General features: G+C 74.6%; 25 protein-coding genes. 14 read left to right on the top strand and 11 right to left on the bottom strand.

Features of this window, described 5'->3' with window-relative positions; genetic code table 11:
* Window positions 1-149 precede the first annotated feature (149 nt).
* On the bottom strand, window positions 150-752 hold the full coding sequence (locus ACIQWA_RS25855) for a uridine kinase (RefSeq protein WP_402486764.1): 603 nt from the start codon (window positions 750-752) through the stop codon (window positions 150-152).
* Window positions 753-1,137: 385 nt separating this feature from the next.
* Here ACIQWA_RS25855 and ACIQWA_RS25850 point away from each other — a divergent pair, with 385 nt between their 5' ends.
* On the top strand, window positions 1,138-2,301 hold the full coding sequence (locus ACIQWA_RS25850; RefSeq protein ID WP_402486349.1) for an acyl-CoA dehydrogenase family protein: 1,164 nt from the start codon (window positions 1,138-1,140) through the stop codon (window positions 2,299-2,301).
* Between the two features lie 170 nt (window positions 2,302-2,471).
* Here ACIQWA_RS25850 and ACIQWA_RS25845 read toward each other — a convergent pair whose 3' ends face one another.
* Window positions 2,472-3,008 carry a hypothetical protein gene (locus ACIQWA_RS25845; protein WP_402486346.1) on the bottom strand — a complete coding sequence of 179 codons (537 nt, stop codon included), beginning with the start codon at window positions 3,006-3,008 and terminating at the stop codon, window positions 2,472-2,474.
* Between the two features lie 232 nt (window positions 3,009-3,240).
* On the opposite strand from ACIQWA_RS25845, the gene ACIQWA_RS25840 reads away from it, so the two are divergent.
* From ACIQWA_RS25840 to fxsA, 5 genes are all read left to right on the top strand, one after another.
* Window positions 3,241-3,681 carry an Lrp/AsnC family transcriptional regulator gene (locus ACIQWA_RS25840; RefSeq protein ID WP_360239835.1) on the top strand — a complete coding sequence of 147 codons (441 nt, stop codon included), beginning with the start codon at window positions 3,241-3,243 and terminating at the stop codon, window positions 3,679-3,681.
* 31 nt (window positions 3,682-3,712) lie between these two features.
* On the top strand, window positions 3,713-5,359 hold the full coding sequence (locus tag ACIQWA_RS25835) for an amidohydrolase (protein WP_402486343.1): 1,647 nt from the start codon (window positions 3,713-3,715) through the stop codon (window positions 5,357-5,359).
* An 80-nt stretch (window positions 5,360-5,439) separates the two neighbouring features.
* Window positions 5,440-5,892, top strand: a complete 453-nt coding sequence (locus tag ACIQWA_RS25830) for an N-acetyltransferase (protein ID WP_402486340.1) — start codon at window positions 5,440-5,442, stop codon at window positions 5,890-5,892.
* Between the two features lie 116 nt (window positions 5,893-6,008).
* Window positions 6,009-7,649, top strand: coding sequence for an apolipoprotein N-acyltransferase (gene lnt, locus ACIQWA_RS25825; protein ID WP_402486337.1), 1,641 nt, complete (start codon window positions 6,009-6,011; stop codon window positions 7,647-7,649).
* Between the two features lie 55 nt (window positions 7,650-7,704).
* The gene (gene fxsA, locus ACIQWA_RS25820; RefSeq protein ID WP_402486334.1) at window positions 7,705-8,283 is read left to right on the top strand and encodes an FxsA family membrane protein; all 579 of its coding nucleotides are present in this window, start codon (window positions 7,705-7,707) and stop codon (window positions 8,281-8,283) included.
* A gap of 160 nt (window positions 8,284-8,443) precedes the next feature.
* Here the strand turns inward: fxsA and ACIQWA_RS25815 are convergent, their stop codons facing one another.
* The 3 genes from ACIQWA_RS25815 to ACIQWA_RS25805 all read right to left on the bottom strand — a co-directional run bounded on the left by ACIQWA_RS25815 (window position 8,444) and on the right by ACIQWA_RS25805 (window position 11,028).
* Window positions 8,444-8,818, bottom strand: coding sequence for an RNA polymerase-binding protein RbpA (locus tag ACIQWA_RS25815; RefSeq protein ID WP_350506367.1), 375 nt, complete (start codon window positions 8,816-8,818; stop codon window positions 8,444-8,446).
* A 289-nt stretch (window positions 8,819-9,107) separates the two neighbouring features.
* Entirely contained in the window at window positions 9,108-10,721 is a 1,614-nt protein-coding gene (locus ACIQWA_RS25810; protein ID WP_402486331.1) for a hypothetical protein, read from the bottom strand.
* Window positions 10,722-10,833: 112 nt separating this feature from the next.
* Complete coding sequence (locus tag ACIQWA_RS25805; RefSeq protein ID WP_097238968.1) at window positions 10,834-11,028, bottom strand: hypothetical protein; 195 nt, start codon at window positions 11,026-11,028, stop codon at window positions 10,834-10,836.
* Window positions 11,029-11,437: 409 nt separating this feature from the next.
* On the opposite strand from ACIQWA_RS25805, the gene ACIQWA_RS25800 reads away from it, so the two are divergent.
* The 4 genes from ACIQWA_RS25800 to ACIQWA_RS25785 all read left to right on the top strand — a co-directional run bounded on the left by ACIQWA_RS25800 (window position 11,438) and on the right by ACIQWA_RS25785 (window position 14,094).
* On the top strand, window positions 11,438-11,830 hold the full coding sequence (locus ACIQWA_RS25800; RefSeq protein ID WP_402486328.1) for an ankyrin repeat domain-containing protein: 393 nt from the start codon (window positions 11,438-11,440) through the stop codon (window positions 11,828-11,830).
* Between the two features lie 24 nt (window positions 11,831-11,854).
* On the top strand, window positions 11,855-12,370 hold the full coding sequence (locus ACIQWA_RS25795) for a GNAT family N-acetyltransferase (protein ID WP_360239814.1): 516 nt from the start codon (window positions 11,855-11,857) through the stop codon (window positions 12,368-12,370).
* 29 nt (window positions 12,371-12,399) lie between these two features.
* On the top strand, window positions 12,400-13,473 hold the full coding sequence (locus tag ACIQWA_RS25790; protein WP_402486324.1) for a serine hydrolase domain-containing protein: 1,074 nt from the start codon (window positions 12,400-12,402) through the stop codon (window positions 13,471-13,473).
* Window positions 13,474-13,593: 120 nt separating this feature from the next.
* Window positions 13,594-14,094: an NUDIX domain-containing protein gene (locus tag ACIQWA_RS25785; protein ID WP_402486321.1), complete on the top strand. Its 501-nt coding sequence runs from the start codon at window positions 13,594-13,596 to the stop codon at window positions 14,092-14,094.
* A gap of 9 nt (window positions 14,095-14,103) precedes the next feature.
* Here ACIQWA_RS25785 and ACIQWA_RS25780 read toward each other — a convergent pair whose 3' ends face one another.
* The 3 genes from ACIQWA_RS25780 to ACIQWA_RS25770 form a co-directional block, all read right to left on the bottom strand.
* Entirely contained in the window at window positions 14,104-14,754 is a 651-nt protein-coding gene (locus ACIQWA_RS25780) for a vitamin K epoxide reductase family protein (RefSeq protein WP_402486318.1), read from the bottom strand.
* A gap of 124 nt (window positions 14,755-14,878) precedes the next feature.
* Entirely contained in the window at window positions 14,879-15,685 is an 807-nt protein-coding gene (locus ACIQWA_RS25775) for a thioredoxin domain-containing protein (protein ID WP_360239802.1), read from the bottom strand.
* A 145-nt stretch (window positions 15,686-15,830) separates the two neighbouring features.
* Complete coding sequence (locus tag ACIQWA_RS25770) at window positions 15,831-16,505, bottom strand: hypothetical protein (RefSeq protein WP_402486315.1); 675 nt, start codon at window positions 16,503-16,505, stop codon at window positions 15,831-15,833.
* 222 nt (window positions 16,506-16,727) lie between these two features.
* Here ACIQWA_RS25770 and ACIQWA_RS25765 point away from each other — a divergent pair, with 222 nt between their 5' ends.
* Window positions 16,728-17,606 carry a CHAD domain-containing protein gene (locus tag ACIQWA_RS25765; protein WP_402486313.1) on the top strand — a complete coding sequence of 293 codons (879 nt, stop codon included), beginning with the start codon at window positions 16,728-16,730 and terminating at the stop codon, window positions 17,604-17,606.
* A gap of 176 nt (window positions 17,607-17,782) precedes the next feature.
* Here ACIQWA_RS25765 and ACIQWA_RS25760 read toward each other — a convergent pair whose 3' ends face one another.
* Window positions 17,783-18,568, bottom strand: coding sequence for a uracil-DNA glycosylase (locus ACIQWA_RS25760; RefSeq protein ID WP_360239790.1), 786 nt, complete (start codon window positions 18,566-18,568; stop codon window positions 17,783-17,785).
* Window positions 18,569-18,752: 184 nt separating this feature from the next.
* Between ACIQWA_RS25760 and ACIQWA_RS25755 the strand changes: the two genes are divergently transcribed.
* The gene (locus tag ACIQWA_RS25755; protein ID WP_402486309.1) at window positions 18,753-19,781 is read left to right on the top strand and encodes a slipin family protein; all 1,029 of its coding nucleotides are present in this window, start codon (window positions 18,753-18,755) and stop codon (window positions 19,779-19,781) included.
* 91 nt (window positions 19,782-19,872) lie between these two features.
* Entirely contained in the window at window positions 19,873-20,325 is a 453-nt protein-coding gene (locus tag ACIQWA_RS25750) for a CBS domain-containing protein (RefSeq protein ID WP_360239784.1), read from the top strand.
* A gap of 16 nt (window positions 20,326-20,341) precedes the next feature.
* Here the strand turns inward: ACIQWA_RS25750 and ACIQWA_RS25745 are convergent, their stop codons facing one another.
* Window positions 20,342-20,962: a TetR/AcrR family transcriptional regulator gene (locus ACIQWA_RS25745; RefSeq protein WP_402486306.1), complete on the bottom strand. Its 621-nt coding sequence runs from the start codon at window positions 20,960-20,962 to the stop codon at window positions 20,342-20,344.
* Window positions 20,963-21,036: 74 nt separating this feature from the next.
* On the opposite strand from ACIQWA_RS25745, the gene ACIQWA_RS25740 reads away from it, so the two are divergent.
* Complete coding sequence (locus ACIQWA_RS25740) at window positions 21,037-21,564, top strand: DUF1453 domain-containing protein (RefSeq protein ID WP_402486303.1); 528 nt, start codon at window positions 21,037-21,039, stop codon at window positions 21,562-21,564.
* 115 nt (window positions 21,565-21,679) lie between these two features.
* Here ACIQWA_RS25740 and ACIQWA_RS25735 read toward each other — a convergent pair whose 3' ends face one another.
* Window positions 21,680-24,583 (bottom strand): FAD-binding and (Fe-S)-binding domain-containing protein, encoded by a 2,904-nt coding sequence (locus tag ACIQWA_RS25735; RefSeq protein WP_402486300.1) that lies wholly within the window; start codon window positions 24,581-24,583, stop codon window positions 21,680-21,682.
* Between the last annotated feature and the right edge of the window lie 86 nt (window positions 24,584-24,669).

Here is a 24,669-nt window from a genome sequence, read left to right as displayed (position 1 = left end):
AAGGTGGTTGGGCGGCCGGATGGCCGAAAAACCGCTGACCGGCGGGCTGCGGGAGGGGACCGGACGGCGCCCCCGGCTCACGGGGGAACAAGTCGGGAGCGCCGGGTCCGAAGCGGCCGGAACGATGAGTTCCGGCGACTGACGAGAACCTAAGTCCTGGCGATGTCGCAGGTCAAGGGCTTAGTTGAAGTTTCACCGACAGTGCTCGACGCGATCCGCCCGGTCACCCCGTCGACCCTGGTGGCGGCGTACGGACGGCTCGGGTCGGCGGCGAAGTGCGCCGCCTCCGCGCGGGCCCAACCGGCCCAGAACGCGGCGAGTTCCGGCCCGTCCCGCTCCTCGCCGCGCCGGCGGGCCGCAGTGGCCTCCAGCTCCATCCAGATCACCCGGGCCAGCCAGGGCCGCACCTCGCGGCGCCCCGCGCCGACCCCCTCCACCAGCACCACCGGGGCGAGCGGCACCCGGGCGGTGCCGGCGAAGCGGCGCAGGGTCCAGTCGTACACCCGGTGCTCCGCGTCCCGGCCGGCCGCCAGCGGTTCCAGCACCTGCTCGCGCAGCCGTCCCGCCCAGCCGAAGAGCTCGGTGTGCGTGGCCAGGTCGTCGAGGTGGACCACCGGCGCGCCGCCGAGTGCCACCGCCAGCCGCCCGGCGAAGGTCGTCTTGCCGGAGCCCGCGTGCCCGTCCACCGCGACCAGCCGCACCGGCCCGCAGGAGGGTGGCAGCGCGCGCAGCTCCCGGGCCAGCCCGGCCAGCGCATCGCTCCCGTCGGCCGGCGCAGCGGTCCCGTCGGCCGGTGCGTCGAGCCCGTCGGCCGGCGCGTCGAGCCCGCCGGCCTGCCCGTCGGGCCCGTGGAGCCCGTCGAGCCCGGCCGGCGGGTCGCCGGGAACGGGCGGACGGGGGGAGTGAGCGGTTCCGGATGCAGCCACAACGTCAACCCTACGGTGCCGTAGCCCACCACTGCGGACAGATCATCTGTGCAGGTCGTGACGGCAGCGCGGGTTTCGGGCATACTCGCCTTCGCCACGCCTGTGAACGGCCGTTCACCGCAACCCGGTGCCGGTCGGGCCGACCTGCCACACCCGCGCCGGACCACCCGCCACCCCGGGCCGGCGCCCGATCGAGGAGGCGACCCTCGCCATGACCCCGTCCCCCGTGAAAGCCGTGGAGCGCCAGCTGCCCAGCGAGGAGGCCCGCGAGCTGCTGAGCCTCACCCGGGACCTGGTCCAGCGCGAGCTCCAGCCGCGCGCGGCGGAGGACGAGGCCGCGGACCGCTTCCCCCGGGAGGTCTTCCGCACCCTCGGCGAGGCCGGCCTGCTCTCCCTCCCGTACGACGAGAAGTACGGCGGCGGCGAGCAGCCCTACGAGGTGTATCTCCAGGTTCTGGAGGAGCTGGCCGCGGGCTGGCTGGCGGTGGGCCTCGGTGTCAGCGTGCACACCCTGTCCTGTCACGCGCTGGCCACCTTCGGCAGCGACGAGCAGCGCGAGAAGTGGCTGCCCGGCATGCTCTCCGGCGAGCAGCTCGGCGCCTACTGCCTCTCCGAGCCGCAGTCCGGCTCCGACGCGGCGGCCCTGCGCACCCGCGCCGACCTCGACGGGGACGAGTACGTCGTCAACGGCACCAAGGCGTGGATCACCCACGGCGGCCAGGCCGACTTCTACAGCGCCCTGGTGCGCACCGGGGTGGACGGCCCCAAGGGCATCAGCTGCCTGCTCGTGCCCGGCGCCCAGCCGGGCCTGTCGGCCGCGCCGCCGGAGCACAAGATGGGCATGCGGTCCTCGCCGACCGCCCAGCTGCACTTCGACGGCGCCCGGGTGGCCCGCGAGCGGCTGATCGGCGAGGAGGGCCAGGGCTTCCAGATCGCGCTCGCCGCACTGGACTCCGGCCGCCTCGGCATCGCCGCCTGTGCCGTCGGCGTCGCCCAGGCCGCTCTCGACCTCGCCGTCGACTACGCCCGCACCCGGCGCCAGTTCGGCCGCCCGATCGCGGACTTCCAGGGCCTGTCCTTCATGCTCGCCGACATGGCCACCCAGATCGAGGCCGGGCGTTCGCTCTACCTCGCCGCCGCGCGGCTGCGGGACGCGGGCCGGCCGTTCTCCAAGGAGGCGGCGATGGCCAAGCTGTTCTGCACCGACGCCGCGATGCGGGTGACCACCGACGCCGTCCAGGTGCTCGGCGGCTACGGCTACACCCAGGACTTCCCGGCCGAGCGCTACATGCGCGAGGCCAAGGTGCTGCAGATCGTCGAGGGCACCAACCAGATCCAGCGCCTGGTGATCGGCCGCCACCTCACCAAGGGCTGAGCCGAAGCCCGGCCGGGCCCCGAAGTCCGGCGGGGCCCAGGCCCGGCCCCGAAGCCCGGCCCGCGGCCGCGGCCTCCCCGATACGGCCCCCGGTCGTCACTCCAGGGTGCGGAGTGACGACCGGGGGCGATTCTCTGACCGGGCGTCAACTCGCCCGCAGTCAAAAGGAATCAGCGCCGCGCGAGCCGCCGGCGCTGCTCCGGGATGGTGGCGAGCGGGACGGTCGAGGCGAGCTGCCGCCCGGCCTTGGCCGGGGCACCGACGCCCGCGCCGACACCGGCCCCCGCGCCGGCCCCCGCACCGGCCCCCGCGCCGCGCACCGGGCGGTGCACCAGCGCGTGCGAGAACGGCTGGGTGCGCCAGTCGAGTCCGCTCGGGAGCTTGAACAGCGCCTCGAACCGGGTCGGTTCGGCGTCCTCCCGGATCTCCGCCTCGGCCAGGTCGTCGGTCAGGGTGCCCGAGCCGGGGCAGATCGCGGGGGCGAAGGGGTTCCAGGCCGTCGGCAGCAGGGCGTGCTGCGGCAGCCGCTCCTCGTCCGCCACCAGGGCGATCGGGCGGCGGCACTCGGGGCAGTGGACCCGGAAGATGTCCCAGGTCTCGGCGTCGCCGGGGTCGGTGCCCGGCGCGTGGTCGACCGCGAGGTCGTCGCGGCCGGTCGGATCGTCGGTCTCGTCGAGAGCCAGCGCGCGCTGGTCGGTAGCAGGCATGGAGATCCCCCTAGGATCGGGCCCGGCGTGGTCGCTCTGGGGCCACAACCAGCACTTCCCGCCGATTCGGGCTCATAACCCTGCGGAGTTGCGCACCGTGATGCACCGGGTGTGTCCTTGGCCACACCGCCCGCCACATTCACCAGGCACATGCCCGTGCGACACCTGCGGTCCAACCCCGTGCCACCACCGTGCGCCCCCCGTGCTCCCCGAGCGGGTAGGTTTGCGCACCGTGGAGGATCTCGACCAACGCATCGTCCAGCTGCTCCTAGAGGACGGCCGGATGAGCTACACGGACCTGGGCAAGGCCACCGGCCTGTCCACCTCGGCGGTGCACCAGCGGGTGCGCCGCCTCGAACAGCGCGGGGTGATCCGCGGCTACACCGCGATCGTCGACCCCGACGCCGTCAACCTGGCGCTGACCGCGTTCATCTCGGTCAAGCCCTTCGACCCCAGCGCCCCGGACGACACCCCGGAGAGACTGGCCGGCCTGCCCGAGATCGAGGCCTGCCACAGCGTCGCCGGCGACGAGAACTACATCCTCAAGGTCCGGGTCGGCGCCCCCGGGGACCTGGAGGACCTGCTGGCCCGGATCCGCAGCGCCGCCGGAGTGTCCACCCGCACCACCGTGGTGCTCTCCACTCCCTACGAGGCACGACCCCCGAAGATCTGAGCGCGAACCGGCGGGGTGCAGACTTGGGCGCATGACCGAACGCACCAGCCCTCCTTTCCCGCCCTCGGGCCGGAGGGGCCCCCGGACCGTCCTGCTGCGCGGCGGCGCCGTCTACAGCCCCGCCGACCCCTTCGCCACCGCGATGCTCGTGGAGGGCGGGCACATCGCCTGGGTCGGCAGTGACGGCGCCGCCGAGGCGTACGCCGCGACCGCTGACGAGATCGTCGAGCTGGACGGCGCCCTGGTCACCCCCGCCTTCGTGGACGCCCACGTGCACGCCACCGCCACCGGCCTGGCGCTCACCGGACTCGACCTCACCGGCAGCCCCTCGCTGGCCGCCGCACTGGCCGCCGTCACCGCCTTCGTCGAGGCGCAGCCGGAGCCCGGCGGGGTGCTGATCGGCCACGGCTGGGACGAGACCGGCTGGCCCGAGGGCCGCCCGCCCACCCTCGCCGAACTCGACACGGCCGCCCGCGGCGCGGCGCTCTACCTCTCCAGGACGGACGTCCACTCCGCGCTCGCCACCACCGCGCTGCGCACCCTCACCGAGGGCCTCGCCGAGCGCCCCGGCCACCACGCCGACGGCCCGCTCACCAAGGACGCCCACCACGCCGTCCGGCAGACCGCGCTGGCGCACCTCACCCCCGAGCAGCGCCGCCGCGCCCAGCGCGCCACCCTGGCCCGCGCCGCCGAGCTCGGCATCGGCGCCCTGCACGAGTGCGCCGGCCCGGAGATCTCCTCCGAGGCCGACCTGGCGGCCCTGCTGGAGCTGGCCGCCGAGGGCGAGGGCCCCGAGGTCTTCGGCTACTGGGGCGAGCTGGGCGGCATCGAGACCGCCCGCCGGCTCGGCGCGGTGGGCGCCGGCGGCGACCTCTTCGTGGACGGCGCGCTCGGCTCGCACACCGCCTGCCTGCACGCCCGGTACGCCGACGCCGAGCACACCGGCACCGCCTACCTGACCGCCGAACAGGTCGCCGACCACGTCGCCGCCTGCACCGAGGCCGGGCTGCAGGCAGGATTCCACGCGATCGGCGACGCGGCGCTCACCGCCGTGATCGACGGCGTGCGCACGGCCGGCGAGCGGGTCGGCGCCGACCGGGTCAAGGCCCTGCGCCACCGCGTCGAGCACGCCGAGGCCCTGGACGACAAGGCGATCGCGGCCCTCGGCGAACTCGGCCTCACCGCCTCCGTCCAGCCCGCCTTCGACGCCGCCTGGGGCGGCCCGGACGGCATGTACGCGCAGCGCCTGGGCGCGGAGCGGGCGGCCGGTCTCAACCCGTACGCGGCCCTGCTGCGCGCCGGTGTCCCGCTGGCCTTCGGCTCGGACGCCCCGGTCACCCCGCTCGACCCCTGGGGCACCGTCCGTGCCGCGGCGTTCCACCGGACCCTGGAGCACCGGATCTCGGTCCGGGCCGCCTTCACCGCCCACACCCGCGGCGGCTGGCGCGCGATCGGCCGCGACCACGACGGCGTGCTGGTGCCCGGCGCGGTCGCCAACTACGCGCTCTGGGCCGCCGACGAGCTGGTCGTCCAGGCCCCGGACTCCCGGGTGGCGGGCTGGTCCACCGACCCGCGCTCCGGTACCCCCGGCCTGCCCGACCTCACCCCCGGCCACGAACTCCCGGTCTGCCTGCGCACGGTGGTCCGCGGCCGCACGGTGTACGAGCGGCAAGGCTAAGACCGGGTACGACCCGTAGGCCGGTGTGCGAGCGCTAAATCGGGTGATCGGCGGGCGGCCGCCCTCGTAGGGTGCCGACCATGACCGAGATCGTCCCCGCCGACTTCACCGTCCCGCGCGAGCTGCTCGCCCCGGAGTTCCGCCTGGAGCCCCTGGGCGAGCAGCACAACGCCTCCGACCACGCCGCCTGGACGGGCAGCATCGAGCACATCCGCGCCACCCCCGGCTGGGCCGGCCGCGGCTGGCCGCCCGCCGACGGCATGTCCCTGGCGGACAACCTCGCCGACCTGCGCCGGCACGCCGCCGACTTCGAGGCCCGCCGGGGCTTCACCTACACCGTCCTGGAGCCGGACCGGGACGAGGTGATCGGCTGCGTCTACATCTACCCGGACCGCGAGGACGCCTCCCTGGTCTCGGTCAGCTCCTGGGTCCGCGCCGACCGCGCCGAGCTGGACGCCCCGCTGTACCGCGCCGTCTCCGCATGGCTCACCGACCACTGGCCGCTGGGGCGCTTCCGCTACTCGGAGCGCTGACCCCACCCCCCCGAACCGGCCCAGCACCCTGACCTCACGCGCCCGCGACGTTCCGGGGTACCTTCTTCGCACAGCGTCCTAACAGCAAGCCTCAGGAAGATGGTGCGCCGGTGGCCATGCCCGTCACCCAGGAGCGGTCCGGGACCGCTCCCGAGCCGCAGGAACCGGCCCCGGCCCCCGGCCGCCTGGCCCGCGCGCTCGCCAAGGTCCGGGCCGGCCTGCCGCGCACCGGCCTCGCCGCGCTGTCCGGCCTGCTGCTCGCGCTCGCCTTCCCGCCGTACGACCTCTGGCCGCTGTCGCTGCTGGGCGTGGCCGCGCTGTCGCTGCTCACCCGCGGCCGCACCTTCCGCCAGGGCGCCTGGACGGGCTTCGCCTTCGGCCTCCCCTTCTTCCTGATGCTGCTCAGCTGGCTGCGGGTGGTCGGCTGGGACGCGACCGTCGGCCTGTCGGTGATCGAGGCGCTGTTCCTGGCCCTGCTCGGCGGGGCGCTGGCGCTCACCTCCCGGCTGCCCGGCTGGGCGTTCTGGGCGGCCGCCCTCTGGGTCACCCAGGAGTGGGCGCGCGACCGGCTGCCGCTGGGCGGCTTCCCCTGGGGCCGGCTGGCCTTCGCCAACACCGCGACGCCGTACACCCCGCTGGCCGCCCTCGGCGGCGCGCCCCTGGTCACCTTCGCCGTCGCCCTGTCCGGCACCCTGCTCGCCTGGGCGGCGCTGCGCCTGCGCGGGCCGGGCCGGGCCCCGAAGGCGGCTGCGCTGGCGGCGCTCGGCGCGGTGGCCGTGCTGCTGGCCGGCTTCCTCGTGCCGGTGCCCACCGCCGCGGCCGACACGGTGAAGGTCGCCATCGTCCAGGGCAACGTGCCCAACCCGGGCATGGACTTCCTCGGCCGCCCGATGATGGTGCTCAACAACCACGCCTCGGCCACCGAGCGGCTCGCCGCCGACGTGCAGGCCGGCAAGGTCCCGCGCCCCGACGTGGTGATCTGGCCGGAGAACTCCTCCGACCTGGACCCGTTCAGCGACCCGCTGGCCCGCCAGCGCATCGACGAGGCGGTCAAGGCCGTCGGCGTGCCCACCCTGGTCGGCACCCTGGTGGACGGCCCGGACGCGCAGCACGTCCAGAACGAGGGCATCGTCTGGGACCCGGTCACCGGCCCCGGCGCCTCCTACACCAAGCAGCACCCCGTCCCGTTCGGCGAGTACGTGCCGTTCCGGGCCCAGCTGATGAAGGTGATCACCCGCCTCCAGCGGGTCGCCCGCGACTTCTACCCCGGCGACCACAACGGCGTGATGCAGCTCGGCCCGGCGAGGATCGGCGACGTGATCTGCTTCGAGGTGGCCTACGACGAGATCGTCCGGGACACCGTGGACAGCGGCGCCCGCGTCCTGGTCGTGCAGACCAACAACGCGACCTACGCCGAGACCGGCCAACCCGAGCAGCAGCTGGCGATGAGCCGGCTGCGCGCGGTCGAGCACGGCCGGGCCGTGCTGATCGCCGCCACCAGCGGCATCAGCGCCGTGATCGCCCCGGACGGCACCGTCGAGCAGCGCACCCAGGAGCTGACCCCGGCCGAGCTGTCCGCCACCGTCCCGCTGCGCGACGGCACCACGGTGGCCGACCGGGTCGGCGCCGTCCCGGAGTGGACGCTGGCCGTCGGCGGCCTGCTGGCCTGCGCCGCCGCCCTGCTGGTCGGCCGCTGCAGGAAGGCCGCGGACGGAACACCGGCCGCCGCGGAATCGTTGGACCAGGTGGTGCCGTAGCCGGCCCGGACCTCCCGTGCGGCGCGCAGAGCACCGCTTGGAGTGGATTCGTACCGTGACCCAGCAAGCTACCCCCGCCCGTCCGGCCCCGCGTAGCAGGCTCCGCCGGGTGCTGCCGCTGCTGTTCACCGCCTGGCTGGTGCTGGAGATCTGGCTGCTGGTGCAGGTGGCCTCCTGGCTCGGCGGCCTCACCGTCCTGCTGCTGCTCATCGCCGGCGCGGTGATCGGCGGCTCGCTGATCAAGCGGGCCGGGCTCAAGGCCCTGTCGGCGGCGATCGAGCAGAGCAAGAACCCGCAGTCCGAGCAGCCGCAGACCGGCACCAGCATGACGGTGGGGGCCGGACTGCTGCTGATCGTGCCGGGCTTCCTGTCCGACCTGGTCGCCCTGACCCTGCTGTTCCCGCCGACCAGGGCGCTGTGGCGGGCGGCCGGCCGCAGGATCGCGGACAAGGCGATGCGCAGCACCGCCACCGTCGGCTCCGACGCCTTCGCGGACGCGATACGGCTGCAGGAGCAGATGCGCATCCACCGCCCGGACGGCAAGGTCATCCAGGGCGAGGTGGTCGACCCGGAGACCGGTCCGCCCGGGCCGCAGGGCCCCGACACCACCTACCGCCCGCCGATCGCGGGCTGACCCGTCCGGAGCCGCCGCTGACCCGGCCGGTGAACGCGGCTCCGGCGAACGGCGTCAATGCGGCTCCGGCCGGACGGCACCGCTCCGGACAACGCGAAAGGGACCCTGGTGACCAGGGTCCCTTTTCGCGTCCTCCCGCTCGCGGCGGGAGCGAGTCGTGTCAGGCGCTCTTGCGGGTGTCACGCGGGTGCACCGCGAGGTTCATCCCGCCGGAGCGGAGCACGGCCAGCCGCTCGGCCAGCACCTCCTCCAGCTCCTCGCGCGTCCGGCGCTCCATCAGCATGTCCCAATGGGTGCGCGTGGGCTTGGTCTTCTTCTCCTCGGGCTCGTCACCGTCGAGGAGAACCGCCTCCTGACCGCAGAAGCGGCATTCCCAAGCCTGAGGGATCTCGGCCTCGACCGAGAAAGGAACCTCGAATCGGTGTCCGTTCTGACATGCGTACTCGACGGTCTGGCGCGGGGCCAGATCGATACCACGGTCGGTCTCGTAGCTAGTGGCCCCGAGTCGCGTGCCGCGGAGAGCTCGCTCGCTCATGAATCGTGCCTCCCGGGCTTATGGCCCACAGGACTAGTGGTCGCTGTTCTGGTCGCTGTTCTTCGTCGTTCGGTCAACGCTCGGCTTCCGACGAAGATTCCCGTCCCGGGACATGCGTCGTCTGTCGTGCCGCCCCTGTTTGTACCCACCGTCGCCCGATTTGTCACATCTGGCCGGTGATATCACCCCAGGTGTCACCTATTTCACATCTGGTGATCGTGCGGACTTTCTGTGACGAGCGTACCGGTCGGCGATTTCGCGGCGCCGGTCGCCCCCGCTTCCCGGGCGGTCAGGAGATCGGTCGGGAACGGATCATCGGCTCGGTCTTGCCGAGGTCGACCGGGCGGACGGGCGGGGCGGCGTCCGCCGGGACCACCGGCGGGCGGTCCGGGCGGGGCGGCGCCTCGGAGGCGGGCTCGGTCCGGCTGTCGCGGTGCGGCAGCAGGGCGATCACCGCGTCGCGCAGCTGGGCCGGGGCCTCGTCGTCCAGCGGGTCGACGGTGGCGGGCACCTGGAGCCGGACCGGGGCGCCGTTGCCGATCCGGGCGTAGCCGCGGCCGACCGGGGCGTGGGCGGCGGGCACGATGTCCAACGGTGCGCCGAGCGCGGCGTGGCCCTCCTCGGGCCCGGCCGGGCCGAGCAGCACCCTGGCCCGGGTGGTGGCCCGGACGGTCGGGGTGATCCGGTCCCGGGCCTCGACGTCGTCGGCGATCACCACGGTGACCCGGGCGGCCCGGCCGTGCCGCAGCGGCAGCTCCAGCAGCTCCTGCGGGTCGGGGCGGCCCTCGGCGCGGGCGAGCTCGCCCAGCTCGGTCGGGTGGTCCAGCAGCAGCCAGAGCGGCCGGGTGAGGTCCTCGGGCAGCGCGGCGCCGGTGTGCCGGGCGGTGTTCAGCGCGGCGAGCCGCCGCTCGGTCTCCCGGGCGGCCCACTCCAGGGCGGCCAGTGCGCCGTGCAGGCTGGTCTCCACGGTGTGCACGCCGGGCCGGTTGACCAGGCAGGCGTGCTCCCCGGTGCCGGCGCCGTCGACCACCACCAGGTCGGCGTACGGGAGCGCCTGGAGCGCGATCGAGCGGATCAGGCTGGAGGTGCCGTAGCCGGCGACGCCGAGGGCCAGCAGGTGCGGCTCGGAGGAGCGCGGGCCGGTGCGCCAGACCACCGGCGGCTGCTGGGCGGTGGCCCCGCCCTGCTGGACCGGGATGGTGCGGGCGGTGCCGTCCTCGTCGGTGAAGCCGAGCACGATCTCGCCCGGGGCGGCGACGAAGCGCTGGGCGGTGATGTCGGTGGGCAGCGGGGCCAGTGCGGTGATCCGCAGCCGGTTGGACTCCTCGTCCCAGTCGAAGCGGTACTCCCGGGCCCGGCCGGCCTTGCCCTGGACGACCTGCTCGATCCGGGCCCGGGCGGCGGGCTCGGTGTCGGTGAAGTACGCGGGGTAGCTCAGCTCCAACCGGGAGAGCCGGCCCTCGCCGTCGAACTCCCAGGAGCCGAAGGCGTTCTTGTAGCTGCCCTCGAAGTGGTACAGCGGGTTGGCGTCCTCGGGGCCGCACAGGTACGGCGTGAGCGCCGAGTAGAGGGCGGCGAGCTTGACGTCGGCGACGTCGGGCGCGGGCGGGGCGGGCGCCGCCTTGGGGGCCCGTCCGGCCCAGGCGGCGCTGGCCATCAGGCCGACCAGCGCGAACAGCAGGCCGTGCGGCAGCAGGTAGATGCCGATCAGCACGGCGGCCGACAGGAACAGCGTCGGACCGCGCCGCTCCTTCGGGGTGGCCTGCCAGCGGCCCTTGGCCCAGCCGGCGTGGTGGCGCAGCCCGCGGCCGATCACGGTGAGCGGGGCGAACATGTCGGTGGCGTGGTCCCCGGCGGTTCGGGCGAACTCGCGGCCCTTGCCGAGATGGCGGTGGAGCGGCATTCCGTGACTCCCCGGACGAGTGGGACGGGTGGGGTGAGGGGGGACTGCTCGTGGTACGACGGGGCCCGGGGCGGTGGGATCCGCGCCCGGGCCGGTGGGGGAGAGGCGGCGCCTAGAACCGAATGCCGCCGAGCAGGCTCGCCAGGCTGGCACCGCCCGCGGTGATGCTGGGGGCGATCGAGGAGCCGGCGACGTAGAAGCCGAAGAGGGCGCAGACGATGGCGTGCGAGACCTTCAGTCCGTCCCTGCGGAAGAACAGAAAGGCGATGGTGCCGAACAGGACGATGCCGGAAATCGAGAGGATCACTTCTGCTCCTCGGGGAGGGGGACGGGGGACAGTGTTACTTAAAGTGCCCTAATCGTGACAAAAAGTAATAGATGATGGAACGGTGCAAACGGGTGGTTCTGCCGTTCAAGGCCTTCGGGTGGGCCGGACGGCGGTGTGCGAACCGGTCGGGGTGGGGGCTCGGAATCGCGGCGGATCCGGGTGGGGCCGGTGCCGCGAGGCATTCCCGGGGGGTGGGCGGGAAGTTTCCGGGGGGTCCCGAAAGTTCGCTCGAACGGCGGCGCGACCCGCGCGGCCGCACGTCGTACCGCGTCCCGGGCCGGTGGGGCCGTCGTCCGGAATCCGGACGCCCGCTGGTTCGGCGGCGGCTCCGGCCGCTACGGTGCGGTACGCACGAGCCCTCGTCATCCCTCTGGAAAGGCAGTCCGCCATGACCGATGCCCCCGACGCCGAGGTGATCGCGCTCGCCGGGAAGCTCTTCGACGCCGCCCGGGCCGGCGACACCGCCACCCTGACCACCGCGCTCGACGCCGGGGTCTCCGCGGACCTCACCAACGGCAGCGGCGACACCCTGGTGATGCTGGCCGCCTACCACGGCCACGCCGCCACCGTCGAAACCCTGCTCCGGCGCGGCGCCGACCCGAACCGCGCCAACGACAAGGGCCAGACCCCGCTCGCCGGGGCCGTCTTCAAGGGCGGCACGGACGTCGTCGAGGCCCTGCTGGCCGGCGGTGCCGACCCGAGGGCCGGCGTCCCGTCCGCGGTCGACGCCGCCGCGATGTTCGGCAAGACCGAGCTGCTCGCCCGGTTCGAGGGTCGCTGAGGCCGAGTCGTAGGCTTTTCCACCATGGAGAGCACCGCCGAGCAGGCCACCAGCACCGTCGAGTTCCGCATCACCGGGTACGCCCACCCCGACGCGCAGGCCCTGTCGGCGGAGGTGCAGCAGGAGTACGTCCGCCGCTACGGCGACCCGGACGAGACCGTGATGCACCCGGAGGACTTCGAGGCCCCGGCCGGCCTGTTCATGATCGCCTACCTGGACGGCCGGCCGGTCGCCTGCGGCGGCTGGCGGGCCAAGCAGGCCGGCCCGGACGGGCTGCGCGACGGCGACGTCGAGCTCAAGCGGATGTTCGTGGTCCCCGCCGCCCGCGGCCGGGGCCTGGCCCGGGCGGTGCTGCACCGCCTGGAGGAGACCGCCGCCGAGGCCGGGCACACCCGCGTCATCCTGGAGACCGGCAGCGAGCAGCCCGAGGCCATCGCGCTGTACGGCTCCGAGGGCTACACGGCGATCCGCAAGTTCGGTATCTACAAGGACCACCCGCAGAGCATCTGCCTCGGCAAGGAACTCCCCGCGGCGGTCTGAGCGGAGGGCGCCCCGGGTAGACATCCGGGGTGGACCACCGAGCCCCCGAAGCGGAACGCCTCCCCGCCCTGGCCGCGCCCGGCGGGGAGCTGGACCGGCTGGTCCTGGCCGGCCTGCGGGCCGTCGGCGCGGGCGCCGTCTGGGCCGTCGGCGACGCCGGGGGCACCCTCGGCGGCGGCAGCCACGGCACCCTCGGGCAGGGCCCGTACGCGCGGCTCGTGCCGGGGCCGGACACCCTGTACGACCTCGCCAGCCTCACCAAGGTGGTGGCGCTCTGGCCCGCCGCCGGAGTGCTGTGGCAGTCCGGCCGGCTGCCGCTGGACGAACCGCTCGGCCACTGGTGGCCGTCCGCCGCCGGGCGGCCCGTCGGCTCGGTGACGGTCCGTCAACTCCTGGCCCACACCGCCGGGTTGCTGCCGTACACCCGCTTCGAGCAGCTCTACGGGCGGGAGCCGGCGGCGATCCGGGCCGGGGTGCTGGCCGCCCCGCTGCACCGCGCGCCGGGGGCGGCCGTGGAGTACACCGACCGCGCCGCCGTGCTGCTCTGCTACCTGGTCGAGGACCTCGGCGGCGCGCCGCTGGACGTCCTCGCCGAGCGCTGGACCTGGCGGCCGCTCGGCATGACCGACACCCGGTACGGGCCGCTCGGCGCCGCGGAGACCGCCCGGACCGCGCCCACCGAGTGGCACGAGCCGACCGGCGCCCACCTGCGCGGCGTCGTCCACGACCCCTCCGCCCGGCTGCTCGGCGGCGTCTCCGGCAACGCCGGCGTCTTCTCCACCGCCCGCGACCTGGCCCGCTTCCTCGCCGCCGTGCTCGCCCCGCCGCCCGAACTCCCGTGGGGCGGGCGGTGGATCACCGAATCGCTGCGCGAGCAGACCGGCGGCCTGGCCCCCGCGCGCGGCCTGTCCTGGCTGTTCTCGGCCGGCACCGACCCGGCCGAGGGCACCTTCGTCCACTACGGCTTCACCGGCACCGGCTGCTGGGTCTCCCGCCGCCAGGGCCGCTGGGCCCTGCTGCTCACCAACAAGGTGCACCACGACCGGAACACCCAGCCGCTGACCGACCTGCGCAACGCCTTCCGCCGGGCGGTCTTCGGCTGACACGCGTCCCGGGACGCGCCACGGCTACCCGATCGGGTGGATTAGGTACGAACCACCTTTGCCGGGGCGGCGGTTGCGGCAGAGTGGCCGGGACGGACAGCGGCCGGCGGAGGAGGCGCGATGACGGAGACCTGGGCACTCACGGAGGAGGAGTGGCTCGCCGGGATAGTGCGCGCCTACATCGGCTGCAGCGTGCTGCTGACCGACGAGGACGGCAAGATCCTGCTGCTGAAAGCGACTTACCGCGACCAGTGGCAGTTCCCCGGCGGCGGGATGGACCCGGGGGAGCGCCCCGCCGAGTGCGCGGCCCGCGAACTGCGGGAGGAGACCGGGCTGTCGGCGGGCCAGCTGCGGCTGCTGGTGGTGGAGTGGCGCGAGGCGATCCCCGACCAGGGCCGGCACGCCCACCCGGCCGTGCACTTCATGTTCGACGGCGGCGCGGTCGAGCCGGGCGCGGCGATCCGGCTGCAGCCGGAGGAGATCGCCGACCACGGCTACTTCACCCCCGCCCGGGCGGCCGCCCTGCTGCACCCCTGCGCGGCGCGCCGGCTCACCGGGGCCCTGGAAGCCCGGCGCACCGGCGCCGCCGTGCTGCTGCACTCGGCGGGGTACGTGGGTTGACCGGGCCGGTCAGCCGAGGGTGCTCCAGTAGTACCAGAACCGGTTCAGGACCAGCAGGGCGATCACCGCCGCCCACAGCACCGGCAGCGCCCAGTGGTAGCGCGCCGCCTCCCGGACCACCGCCCGCGTCCTGGGCCCGACCGGGATCACGCCGGTGCGCAGGTTGTGCAGCGTGGTGTACCAGAACAGCACCACCACCGTCGCCCAGACCACCATGCAGTACGGGCACAGCGCGCCGATCTCGTACAGCGCCTGGTCGATCAGCCAGTGCACGAACACCACGCCCAGCGCCGTCCCGGCGTGCAGGCCCAGCCAGAACCAGCGCCGGTACGCGGCGCCCGCCAGCAGCCCCGCCCCGATCGCCGCCAGCGCGCCGAACGCGGCCAGGCCGAGCAGCGGGTTCGGGAAGCCGAAGACCTCCGCCTGCTCGGTGCGCATCACCGAACCGCAGCTGATCACCGGATTGATGTTGCAGCTGGGGACGTACGACGGGTTCTCCAGGATGCGGAGCTTGTCGAAGGTCAGGACGGCCGAGGCGGCCAGCCCGACCAGTCCGCCGAGGAACAGCAGGAGGGCGAGGGCCCGGCTCGCGCCGATCGGGCCGCGGCCGGCGGTGTCGGGGGCGGACGGGGAGGGGTGCACGGTGGTCGGGGCGGTCATGACAGCACACTCCGGTGGCTGGCTGGGAGGGGCCGGCCCGGCCGGGAGTTCGGCCGGGCCGGTGGTGCCGTGCGGTGCGGGACGGGACGGGCTCGGTGCGGGCTCGGTGCGGGCTCGGTGCGGCCTACTGGAGGCCGGCGGCCTGCTTCACCTGGGCGGTGAACTGCTCCGGCGTGGCGGTGGTGTTGCCCGCGAACAGGTTGATCGTCTTGCCGTCCACCTTGACCGTCGGGGTACCGGTCACCTGGCTGTTGTTGAACGCGTCGGCCACCTTCGCCGCCCACGGCGCGTACGTCCGGTCGGTGACCGCCTTCACGAAGGCGTCCGTCTTGAGCCCGGGCACCTGGCCGGCCAGGTCCAGCAGGTGGTTGACGTCGCCGAAGTCGTCGCTGCGCTCGTCCGGCTGGTTGGCGTACAGCACGTCGTGGAAGGCCTTGAACTTCTCCACGCCCTCGTTCAGCGCGGCGCCGGCCGCCGCCAGCGCGGTGCGCGAGCCCTTGCCGCCGAGGTTCTTGTCCAGGAAGGCGGCCAGGTGGAACTCCACCTTGATCTGGCCGTCCTGGGTGAGCTGCTTGACGGTCTGGCCGTTCGCCGCCTCGAAGTGCTTGCAGACCGGGCAACGGAAGTCCTCGTAGACCTCCATGGTGTGCGGGGCGTCGGCCTTGCCGTAGGTGATCACCGTGCCGTCCGGGCCGGTGGCGTTGGCCGGAACGACCAGCGGGGCCGAGGAGGCGGCCGCGGCCGCCTTGTCGTCGTTCTTCGAGCCGGTGTTGATCGCGAGCGCGACACCGCCGGCCAGGGCCAGCACGACGACGGCGGAGACCGACACGACGATCAGCTGACGGCGCTTGGCGGCCTGCTGCTCGCGGCGCTGCGCCTCCTGGATCCGCTCGCGGGCGCTGACGCGCTTCTTGTTCTTGTCCTGAGCCATGGGGAAGTCAACTCCTGTACGCGGCGCGCGGGCGCGCGCGGGTGGCCGCACTCGGGTGCGGCGGGGGCAAGGAACGCGGAGTCGAGCGCACTGCCCGCGGGCGTACGGAACCGTGCACGCTCAGGTGACGGAAGGGGGTACGCGCTCAGCAGGCAGGCGCGAGGACCGGCGGACCACGCCGGGGAGCCGGGCTCAGGACCACGTCCTCGCGGCGCGGCCGCTCGTGGTCGGACACCGGCAGCGGCACCCGCAGCACCGGGCGCACCGGGACGGGGAGCAGCAGCAGGAGCAGCGCCCGCAGCGGGCGGGCCAGGGACTGGCGCAGCGCGCGCAGCGCCCGGGCCAGGCCGGACAGCGCGGCGTCACCCAGCCGCAGCCAGGCCGAGGCGGCCAGCGCGATCGCCAGGTGCACCACCAGGAGCAGCAGCTGGGTCGCCGCGGGCGCCAGCTCCCCGGTGTGGCCCAGCGGGCCGCCCAGCAGCGAGCCGTCCACCGAACCGCCGCCGCAGACCAGCAGGTTCACCCCGCGCGCGGACACATGCTCGGAGAGCACCGGCCCACAGGCGGTCTGGCCCAGGTTGAAGGTGGTGTTCAGCAGCAGCTCGACCGGCACCATCACGGCGGTGATGTGCAGCAGCCGGCGTTCCCCGCCGGCCAGCGCGGCCACCACCAGGAAGACGACGGCGCTCGCCGTGGCCACCAGCGACAGCGACAGCGGGCGACCGGTGATGACCACCTGGCCCAACGCGGCCATCGGCACGGCGAGCGCGGTGAACACCGCGGCCCGCAGGGCCCTGGTCGCATGGGTGGAGGTCAGCACGCTCCGGAGTATGCCATGCCCCTGGCGCCGGGCACGAGGGTGCGTACGGCCCTTGACTGCCGAGGGCGGCGCCCGCCCGGGCCGTGACGGTGCCCGCTCGGGCCGTGACGGTGCCCGCCCGGGCCGTGACGGTGCCCGCCCGGGCCGTGCGGGTCGACACCCGCCGCCCGGTGCCTACCCTGGAAGGCATCACCGGTGACCCCGACGAGGGGGTGCGCGTCCATGGCGAGGCCCGAGACCACGGTCGGACGGGTGCTGCTCGACCGCGTCGAGGCCCAGGCGGTGGTGCTGGCCGGACTGGACGACGCCGTCAGGGCGGACGAACCCGACGCCGTGCACCGGATGCGGGTCGCCTGCCGACGACTGCGCAGCGCGCTGCGGACCTTCCGCCGACTGCTCGCCCCCGGCAGCACCGACACCCTGGTCGCCGACCTGCGCTGGCTGGGCGCCGCCCTCGGCCGGGCCCGGGACGGCGAGGTGCTCGCCGAACGGCTGGCCGCCCGGGCCGGCGAACTGCCGGAGGCCTGCGGGCCGGAGCGGGTCGCCGGGGCGCTGCGGGAGTGGGGCCGGACCGAGTACCGCCGGGCCTGGCCCGAGGTGGTCGCCGCCCTCGACAGCCCCCGCCGCCGGGCGCTGGCCGAGGCCCTGACCACCCTGCTCGCCGACCCGCCGCTGCGCCCGCGCGCCGCCCGGGCCGCCGGCCCCGAGCTCTCCCGGATCGCGGCCCGGGAACAGCGCCGCACCGCCGCCCGGATCCGCACCGCCCTCGCGGCCGGCCCCGCGGAGCGCGACGTCGCCCTGCACGAGGCCCGCAAGGCCGCCAAGCGCGCCCGCTACGCCGGGGAGACGGCGGCACCCGCGGTCGGCGCGGCGGCGGAGCGCTACGCGGAGCGGATGAAGGCCGTCCAGGAGGTGCTGGGCGAGCACCAGGACGCGGTGGTCGCCGCCGCGGCCCTGGCGGCCCGGCCCGCGGCGGCCGGCGAGCCCTTCGCCTGCGGGGTGCTCTACGCGGGCCAGCTGGCGGCGGCGGAGGCCGCCCGGGCCAGGCTGCCGGAGGTGTGGGCGAGGGCGTCGGGCCGGAAGCTGGCGCGGTTCGGTTAGGCGGCCCGGGGAACTGCGGCCTGGGGAACTGCGGCCTGGGGAACAGCGGCCTGGGGAACTGCGGCCTGGGTAAGCGCGGCCTGGGGACCTAGCGTGTGTCGCCGTTGGGCAGCGCGAGCCGGCGGTCGTCCTCGAACTCGACTCGGGGCCGCTCGGGTTCGCTCGGGTTCCGCGCCCTAACGGGGGCTGAGCCCCGCCGAGACGGCTGCCTCGCGGAGCAGGTCGCGGAGCATCGCGGTGGTCAGCCGCCCGGTGTTCGTGTTGCGCGGGCTGACGTGGTAGCAGCCGTACAGCCGCAGGTCGGGGCCGCCGTCCCGGGCGGGGAGGGTGACCAGGGCGGCGTGGCCGAAGGCCGGGCGCGGGCGCGGGACGGTCCAACCGGCGTCGGCGAGCACCGGCAGCATCGCCTGCCAGGCGAAGCCGCCGAGGGCGACGACCGTCCGTACGGTGGGGCGCAGCAGTTGCAGTTCGCGGGTGATCCAGGGGCGGCAGGTGTCGCGTTCGGCGGTGCTGGGCTTGTTGTCGGGCGGGGCGCAGCGGACCGGGTCGGTGATCCGGACGCCGTACAGCTCCAGTCCGTCGCCGTGCCGGACGGACTCCGCGCGGTTGGCGAGTCCGAGTTCGTGGAGGGCCGCGTAGAGGAGGTCGCCGGAGGGGTCTCCGGTGAAGATCCGGCCGGTGCGGTTGGCGCCGTGGGCGGCGGGGGCGAGACCGACCAGGACGAGCGGGGCGTCGGGCGGGCCGAAACCGGGGATCGGCCGGGCCCAGTAGTCCCAGTCCTGGTAGGCGCGGCGCTTGGTGCGGGCGGTCTCCTCGCGCCAGGCGACCAGCCGGGGGCAGGCCCGGCAGTCGGTGACGACCCGGTCGAGGACGGTGAGTCCGCCGGCCCGGGCGGCGGCCGCGGCCGGGTGGCGGGGGTCGCCGGGGTCATCGGCGGGGTCAACGGCGAGGGCCGGCTGCATGTCCTCGATCCTAGTGTCCTGACTCAGGACACCAGGGCCCCTCCTCCCCAGGGGTGCAGCCCGTTCGGTCCGGCGGTGTCCGGGCAGGCGTAGCGTGGAAGCAGTTGCTCCGGTGGCCCCCGGCCCGGTCCGGCCGGCGGCGGCCGGACGCGCCGGTGTGCGCGGAGGCCGCGAGGAGGCCGCGATGATCGTCGATGCGGTGTTGGGGGCTCTCGGGGGGCTGGCCGGGCTGGGGGCGATCTGGGCGGGGCTGAGCATCCGGGTGGTCCAGCAGTTCCAGCGGGGCGTGGTGTTCCGCTTCGGGCGGGTGCGCGAGGAGGTCCGGGATCCGGGGCTGGTCGCGCTGCTGCCGATCGCGGACCGGCTGCGCCGGGTGAACGTGCAGATCGTGACGATGCCGATCCCGGCGCAGGAGGGCATCACCCGGGACAACGTGACCGTGCGGGTGGACGCGGTCGTCTACTACCGGGTGGAGGACCCGGTCAAGGCGACGGTCAACGTGCAGGACTACAACTTCGCGATTTCCCAGGTCGCGCAGACCTCGCTGCGGTCGATCATCGGCAAGAGCGAACTGGACGACCTGCTGGCCAACCGCGAACCGATCAACCAGGGGCTGGAGTTGATGATCGACAGCCCGGCGCTGGGCTGGGGCATCCAGATCGACCGGGTGGAGATCAAGGACGTCGCCCTGCCGGAGTCGATGAAGCGCTCGATCGCTCGCCAGGCGGAGGCCGAGCGGGAGCGGCGGGCGCGGATCATCACGGCGGACGGTGAGTTCCAGGCCTCGGCCCGGCTGTCGGAGGCGGCGGCGGTGATGAGCGCGACCCCGGCGGCGCTCCAACTGCGGTTGTTGCAGACCGTGGTGGAGGTGGCGGCGGAGAAGAACTCGACGCTGGTGCTGCCGTTCCCGGTGGAGCTGCTGCGGTTCCTGGACAGTGCGACGGAGTCCCAGCAGCGGGACCTGCTGGCGGCCGCCGCGGTCGCCGCCGCCGCGAAGTCCGCGGAACAGGCGGTGGAGCGCGGGGAGGTGCCGGAGGAGGAGCTCCCGCACGAGCAGCCCAAGCACGAGCTGCCGCCGTTGGAGGAGCTGTTGAGCACGTCGCCGCTGGATCGGGTGGATCTGGACGGAGCGGGTCCGGAGGCCGCCGGCCCGGCCGCCGGGTCCGCAGGTGGTTCGGCAGGTGGTTCGACGGAGCGCGGGGCGACGTCCTGAGCACTGCCCGACCCGCCCGGGTCCGGTGGCGTGGGTCACCCGGTCGGACCAGGATGGACGAGGGGCCGGAAGTCAGGCCAGGAGGCGGATCATGACCATCGCCAGCGACATCATGCACCCGGGGGCGGAGTGCATCCGTGAGCACGAGACGCTCGCCGCCGCCGCCCGGATCATGCGGGAACGACACGTGGGCGCGCTGCCCATCTGCGGGGAGAACGACCGGCTGCTGGGCATCGTGACGGACCGCGACATCGTGCTGCGCTGCGTCGCGGAGGGGCGCGATCCGTCCGAGGTGACGGCGGGTGAACTGGCGCTCGGCCGGCCGATGACGGTGGAGGCGGACGAGGACTGCGAGCAGGTGCTGCGGGTGATGGAGCAGTACCAGGTGCGCCGCCTGCCGGTGATCAACCACCCGGAGCACAAGCTGGTCGGCATGATCAGCGAGGCCGACATCGCCCGCGGGCTGCCGCAGGCCCGGCTCGCGGAGTTCGTGTCGGCGGTCTGTTCCGATGCGCCGCCGAAGAAGGAGGCGCTGCAGGGCTGATCCGGACGGCGGGTGGTCAGCCGCTCGCCAGGGTGTCGAGGTGGCGGCGCAGCACCGCGCGCAGTTCGTCCGGGCCGACGAGGTCGGGGTGCTGGACGGCTTGCAGGGTGAGGCCGTCCAGCAGGGCGGAGAGCCGGCGGGTCTCGAGGTCGAGGTCGAGGCCGGGGGTCAGGCCACCGGCGCGTTCGATCTCGACCAGGACATGCCGGACCAGCGCGTCCAGGCCGGTCTGCAACTCGCCGGCGCGGGGCCGTAGTTCGGGCCGGGTGCGGGCAGCTGTGACGAAGGAGAGCCAGAGCGCGGACTCCTCCCGGCGCTCGGCGTCCAGCGGGAGGGTCTCGGCGAGCAGCAGCACGGTCTGTTCGCGCCGGTCGGTGTCGGGAGGCTGATCCGGGTCGAGCAGGGTGCGGGCGTGAGTGCGGATGCGGGCGTCGATCCGGCGGGCCAGCTCCTGCATCGCGAAGAGCATCAGCTCGGAGCTGCCGGCGAAGTAGTGGCGGACCGAGCCGATGGCGAGCCCGGCCTCCTCGGCGACGTTGCGCAGTGAGGCGTGCTCCAGGCCCTCCCGGGCGGCGACGCGCAGGACGGCGTCGGCGACGGCCTGACGGCGTTCGACGGGGTCGACGATCTTCGGCATGTTGCCGTTATAGCACGGGCGCGCTAAATTGCTGCCGTGCTGATTTAGCACGGTCGAGCTATAAAAATCGGGGAGTGGGGCAGGGGATGGGCAACTGGGTGCACGTGGCACTGATGGTGGCCGTGGTGGCCGTGGTGGTGGTCCGGCGGCTGTGCGGTGAACCGCTCAACGCGCGGGACCTCTTCGCGCCACCGGTGGTGCTCACCGCGCTCGGGGTGTGGGCGGTGTCGCAGCGGCACGGCCTCGGGGTGGGCGACTACGCCTGGATCGGCGGCGGCGCGGCGCTCGGCGTCGCCTTCGGGGCGCTGCGCGGCGCCACCATTCGGGTGTACGAGCGGGAGGGTGTGCTGTGGCAGCGCTACACCGGGCGGACCTTGCTGGTGGCGGTGGTCTCGCTCGCTGCGATGGCGGGGTTCGCGATGCTCGCCGAGCGCGGCGGCCTGGCGGCGGACGCCCGGCCGGTCCAGCTGTCGATCGGCGTGGGCTTCCTGGGAGAGGCGCTGGTGGTCGGCTGTCGCGCGCTCACCTCCGGGACCCCGTTCGCGCCCGAGAAGCGGGACTCGGATTCGCCGTTCGGGGCGGATCGCCGATTCGGTCGGTAACTTTTGTTGTCGAAGTGGGACTCGGTCCGGGCTCACTGGAACTGTTCGGTGGCACCGCCGAGTTGGTCCGGGACGAGGCCGCTGCCCACGCCGGGGCCTTCCTCGCCGAGCATGGCTAGCCCGTTTCCGAAGGCCGCCTCCGCAGCTCCCGGGCGATCAGCTCCGCCAGGTGCAGGGCCCTTCGCCCGTCGGCCAGTTGGGCGATCTGGGTACGGCAGCTGAACCCGTCCGCGAGCACCACGGTGTCCGGCCCGGCGGCCCGGACCTCGGGCAGCAGGACCCGCTCGGCGATCGCCTGGGACACCTCGAAGTGGCCCCGTTCGAAGCCGAAGTTGCCCGCCAGCCCGCAGCAGCCGGAGTCCAACACCCGGTTGTCCAGGCCCAGTCGGGCCTCGACCCGGCGGTCCGCCGCGCTGCCGAGCACCGCGTGCTGGTGGCAGTGGGTCTGGGTGACGGCCTCCAGCCGGACCAGGGGGAGCGGCGCCTGCGGGGCGTACTCGTCGATGAACTCGGCGAAGGTGTGCGTCCGTTGGGAGAGTGGGCGGCCGTCCGCGCCGAGCAGCCGGGGCAGGTCCTCGCGCAGGGTGGCGGTGCAGCTGGGGTCCAGGCCGACCACGGGGGTGTCGGCCGGGAGTCCGGTGGCCGTCAGGGTCGCCAGGCTGCGCCGCAACACCCGACGGGCGGTGCCGAGTTGGCCGGTGGAGTACCAGGTGAGGCCGCAGCACACCGGCCCGTCGGGCAGTCGGACGTCGAAGCCCAGGTGTTCCAGCACCTCGACGGCCGAGCGCAGCACGTCCGGCTGGAGGTGGTCGGAGAAGGTGTCCGGCCACAGCAGCACCGGCCGGGCGCCCGCCGGGGCCGGGTGGGCGGCGCGGTGGCGCCGGTACCAGCGGGTGAAGGTCTCGGGCGGGAAGACCGGCAGCACCCGGCGCCGGTCGATCCCGCCGAGCCGTTTGAGCAGGGCGCCGGCCGGGGAGCGGGCCAGCGTGTTGGCGGCCGCGGGTGCCAGCGCGGCCGCGCGCAGCCACAGCGGCAGCCAGCCCATCGAGTAGTGGGAGAGCGGGCGGGGCCGGTGCCGGTAGTGCTGGTACAGGAACTCGGTCTTGTAGGTCGCCATGTCGACGTGCACCGGGCAGTCGCTCGCGCAGCCCTTGCAGCTCAGGCAGAGGTCCAGGGCCTCCCGCACCTCCGCCGAGCGCCAGCCGTCCGCAATGGCCTCGCCGCGCAGCATCTCGGCGAGCAGCCGGGCCCGGCCCCGGGTGGAGTGCCGCTCCTCGCCGGTGGCCATGTAGCTCGGGCACATCACCCCGGTGGTCGGGTCCACGCACTTGGCGACGCCCACGCAGCGGTGCACCGCCTTGGTGAGGCTGCCGCCGTCCTGCTCGTACGGCAGGGCCAGTGGCAGCGGGCGGCGCGGGGCGGTGACGAAGCGCAGGTCGGCGTCGAGCGGGCGGGGGTCGACCAGGGCGCCCGGGTTGAGCAGGTTCTCCGGGTCCCAGATCCGCTTGAACTCGCCGAACAGGTCGATGACTTCGGGCGGGTACATGCGCGGTAGCAGCTCGGACCGGGCCTGCCCGTCGCCGTGCTCGCCGGAGAGCGAACCGCCGTACGAGACCGCCAGATCGGCCGCCTGCTCCAGGAACTCCCGGAAGACCGGGGCCCCTTGCGGCCGGTCCAGCGGGAAGTCGATCCGCAGGTGCACGCAGCCGTCGCCGAAGTGCCCGTACGGCACGCCGTGCAGGCCGTGCCGGCGCAGCAGGGCGCGCAGGCCGCGCAGGTAGTCGCCGAGCCGCTCGGGCGGGACGGCGGAGTCCTCCCAGCCGGGCCAGGCCTCGCCGCCGCCGGGCAGCCGGGTGACGATCCCGGCGCCGGCCTCCCGGACGGCCCACAGCTGGCGCTGCTCGACCGGGTCGGTGACCAGGGCGACGGTGGCCGCGGGCTCCCGGCGCACCGCGTCGGCCAGTCGGCGGGCCGCCCGGTAGGCCTCCAGCGCGGTGGCGCCGCCGGTCTCCAGGAACAGCCAGCACCCGCCGGCGGGCAGCCGGTCCAGGGCGGGCGGGCGCGGGCCGGCGGCGAGCAGTGCGGCGATCAGGTCGGCGGCCATGCCCTCGGCGGTGAGCGGACCGTACGGCAGCAGCGCGGGGACGGCGTCGGCGGCGGCGCCCTCGTCGGGGTAGCCGGCCACCACCAGGGCGCGGGCCGGCGGGTCCTCGACCAGCCGGACGGTGGCGCCCAGCAGCAGGGCGCAGGTGCCCTCGGTGCCGGTCAGCGCCCGGGCCAGGTGGTGGCCGTGTTCGGGCAGCAGGGCGTCCAGCGGGTAGCCGGAGGTGCGGCGGGGCAGCTGCGGCATGCCCTGCCGGATGACGGCCAGGTTGCGGTCGGTGAACTCCTGGAGTTGGCGGTGCAGTTGGCCTGCCCGGCCGGGCAGTTGCGGCAGCGCCGCGCGCTCGGCGGCGGTGAGCCGCCCGCCGACGGTCAGTTCGGTGCCGTCGGCGAGCAGCAGCTCCAGCCGTTCCACGTTGTCGGCGGTGCGGCCCCAGGCGAGCGAGTGGGAGCCGCAGGAGTCGTTGCCGATCATGCCGCCGAGGGTGCAGCGGCTGTGCGTGGACGGGTCCGGGCCGAAGCGCAGCCCGTACGGCCGGGCGGCGCGCTGGAGGTCGTCCAGTACGGTGCCGGGCTGGACGCGGGCGGTGCGGGCCTGCGGATCGATCTCCAGCACCGCGCCGAGGTGGCGGCGGAAGTCCAGCACCACCGCGCCGGGGCCGATCGCCTGCCCGCCGATGCTCGTCCCGGCCCCGCGGGCCACCACCGGCACGCCGTACTGCCGGCACAGCGCCAGCGCGGTGCGCACGTCGTCCAGGTCGGCGGGCTTGACCACCCCGAGCGGCAGGTGCCGGTAGTTGGAGGCGTCGTGGCTGTACACCGTGCGCTCGGCGGCGCCGAAGCGGACCTCCCCGCGCAGCACGGCGGCCAGTTCACGGGCCAGTTCGGCCCCGGGGACGGCGGACGGACGGCTCACCAGGGCCTCCCAGGAAGTGGACTCCGCCGATGATCGCAGCCGGGCCGCCGCACCGGTACCGGGCACGACGGGGGTACCGCCGACGG

It is taken from the genome of Kitasatospora sp. NPDC098652, from assembly GCF_044760155.1.
In the GTDB taxonomy this organism is placed as follows: Bacteria; Actinomycetota; Actinomycetes; order Streptomycetales; family Streptomycetaceae; genus Kitasatospora.
This window is presented reverse-complemented; position numbering and strand designations above follow the sequence as displayed.

Bases quoted from the DNA above. Each gene is read 5' to 3' on its own strand.
- ACIQWA_RS25850 (WP_402486349.1), top strand. From the start codon at position 1,138: ATGACCCCGTCCCCCGTGAAAGCCGTGGAGCGCCAGCTGCCCAGCGAG.
- ACIQWA_RS25845 (WP_402486346.1), bottom strand. From the start codon at position 3,008: ATGCCTGCTACCGACCAGCGCGCGCTGGCTCTCGACGAGACCGACGAT.
- ACIQWA_RS25835 (WP_402486343.1), top strand. From the start codon at position 3,713: ATGACCGAACGCACCAGCCCTCCTTTCCCGCCCTCGGGCCGGAGGGGC.
- ACIQWA_RS25830 (WP_402486340.1), top strand. From the start codon at position 5,440: ATGACCGAGATCGTCCCCGCCGACTTCACCGTCCCGCGCGAGCTGCTC.
- lnt (WP_402486337.1), top strand. From the start codon at position 6,009: ATGCCCGTCACCCAGGAGCGGTCCGGGACCGCTCCCGAGCCGCAGGAA.
- ACIQWA_RS25815 (WP_350506367.1), bottom strand. From the start codon at position 8,818: ATGAGCGAGCGAGCTCTCCGCGGCACGCGACTCGGGGCCACTAGCTAC.
- ACIQWA_RS25810 (WP_402486331.1), bottom strand. From the start codon at position 10,721: ATGCCGCTCCACCGCCATCTCGGCAAGGGCCGCGAGTTCGCCCGAACC.
- ACIQWA_RS25800 (WP_402486328.1), top strand. From the start codon at position 11,438: ATGACCGATGCCCCCGACGCCGAGGTGATCGCGCTCGCCGGGAAGCTC.
- ACIQWA_RS25795 (WP_360239814.1), top strand. From the start codon at position 11,855: ATGGAGAGCACCGCCGAGCAGGCCACCAGCACCGTCGAGTTCCGCATC.
- ACIQWA_RS25785 (WP_402486321.1), top strand. From the start codon at position 13,594: ATGACGGAGACCTGGGCACTCACGGAGGAGGAGTGGCTCGCCGGGATA.
- ACIQWA_RS25780 (WP_402486318.1), bottom strand. From the start codon at position 14,754: ATGACCGCCCCGACCACCGTGCACCCCTCCCCGTCCGCCCCCGACACC.
- ACIQWA_RS25775 (WP_360239802.1), bottom strand. From the start codon at position 15,685: ATGGCTCAGGACAAGAACAAGAAGCGCGTCAGCGCCCGCGAGCGGATC.
- ACIQWA_RS25765 (WP_402486313.1), top strand. From the start codon at position 16,728: ATGGCGAGGCCCGAGACCACGGTCGGACGGGTGCTGCTCGACCGCGTC.
- ACIQWA_RS25760 (WP_360239790.1), bottom strand. From the start codon at position 18,568: ATGCAGCCGGCCCTCGCCGTTGACCCCGCCGATGACCCCGGCGACCCC.
- ACIQWA_RS25755 (WP_402486309.1), top strand. From the start codon at position 18,753: ATGATCGTCGATGCGGTGTTGGGGGCTCTCGGGGGGCTGGCCGGGCTG.
- ACIQWA_RS25750 (WP_360239784.1), top strand. From the start codon at position 19,873: ATGACCATCGCCAGCGACATCATGCACCCGGGGGCGGAGTGCATCCGT.
- ACIQWA_RS25745 (WP_402486306.1), bottom strand. From the start codon at position 20,962: ATGCCGAAGATCGTCGACCCCGTCGAACGCCGTCAGGCCGTCGCCGAC.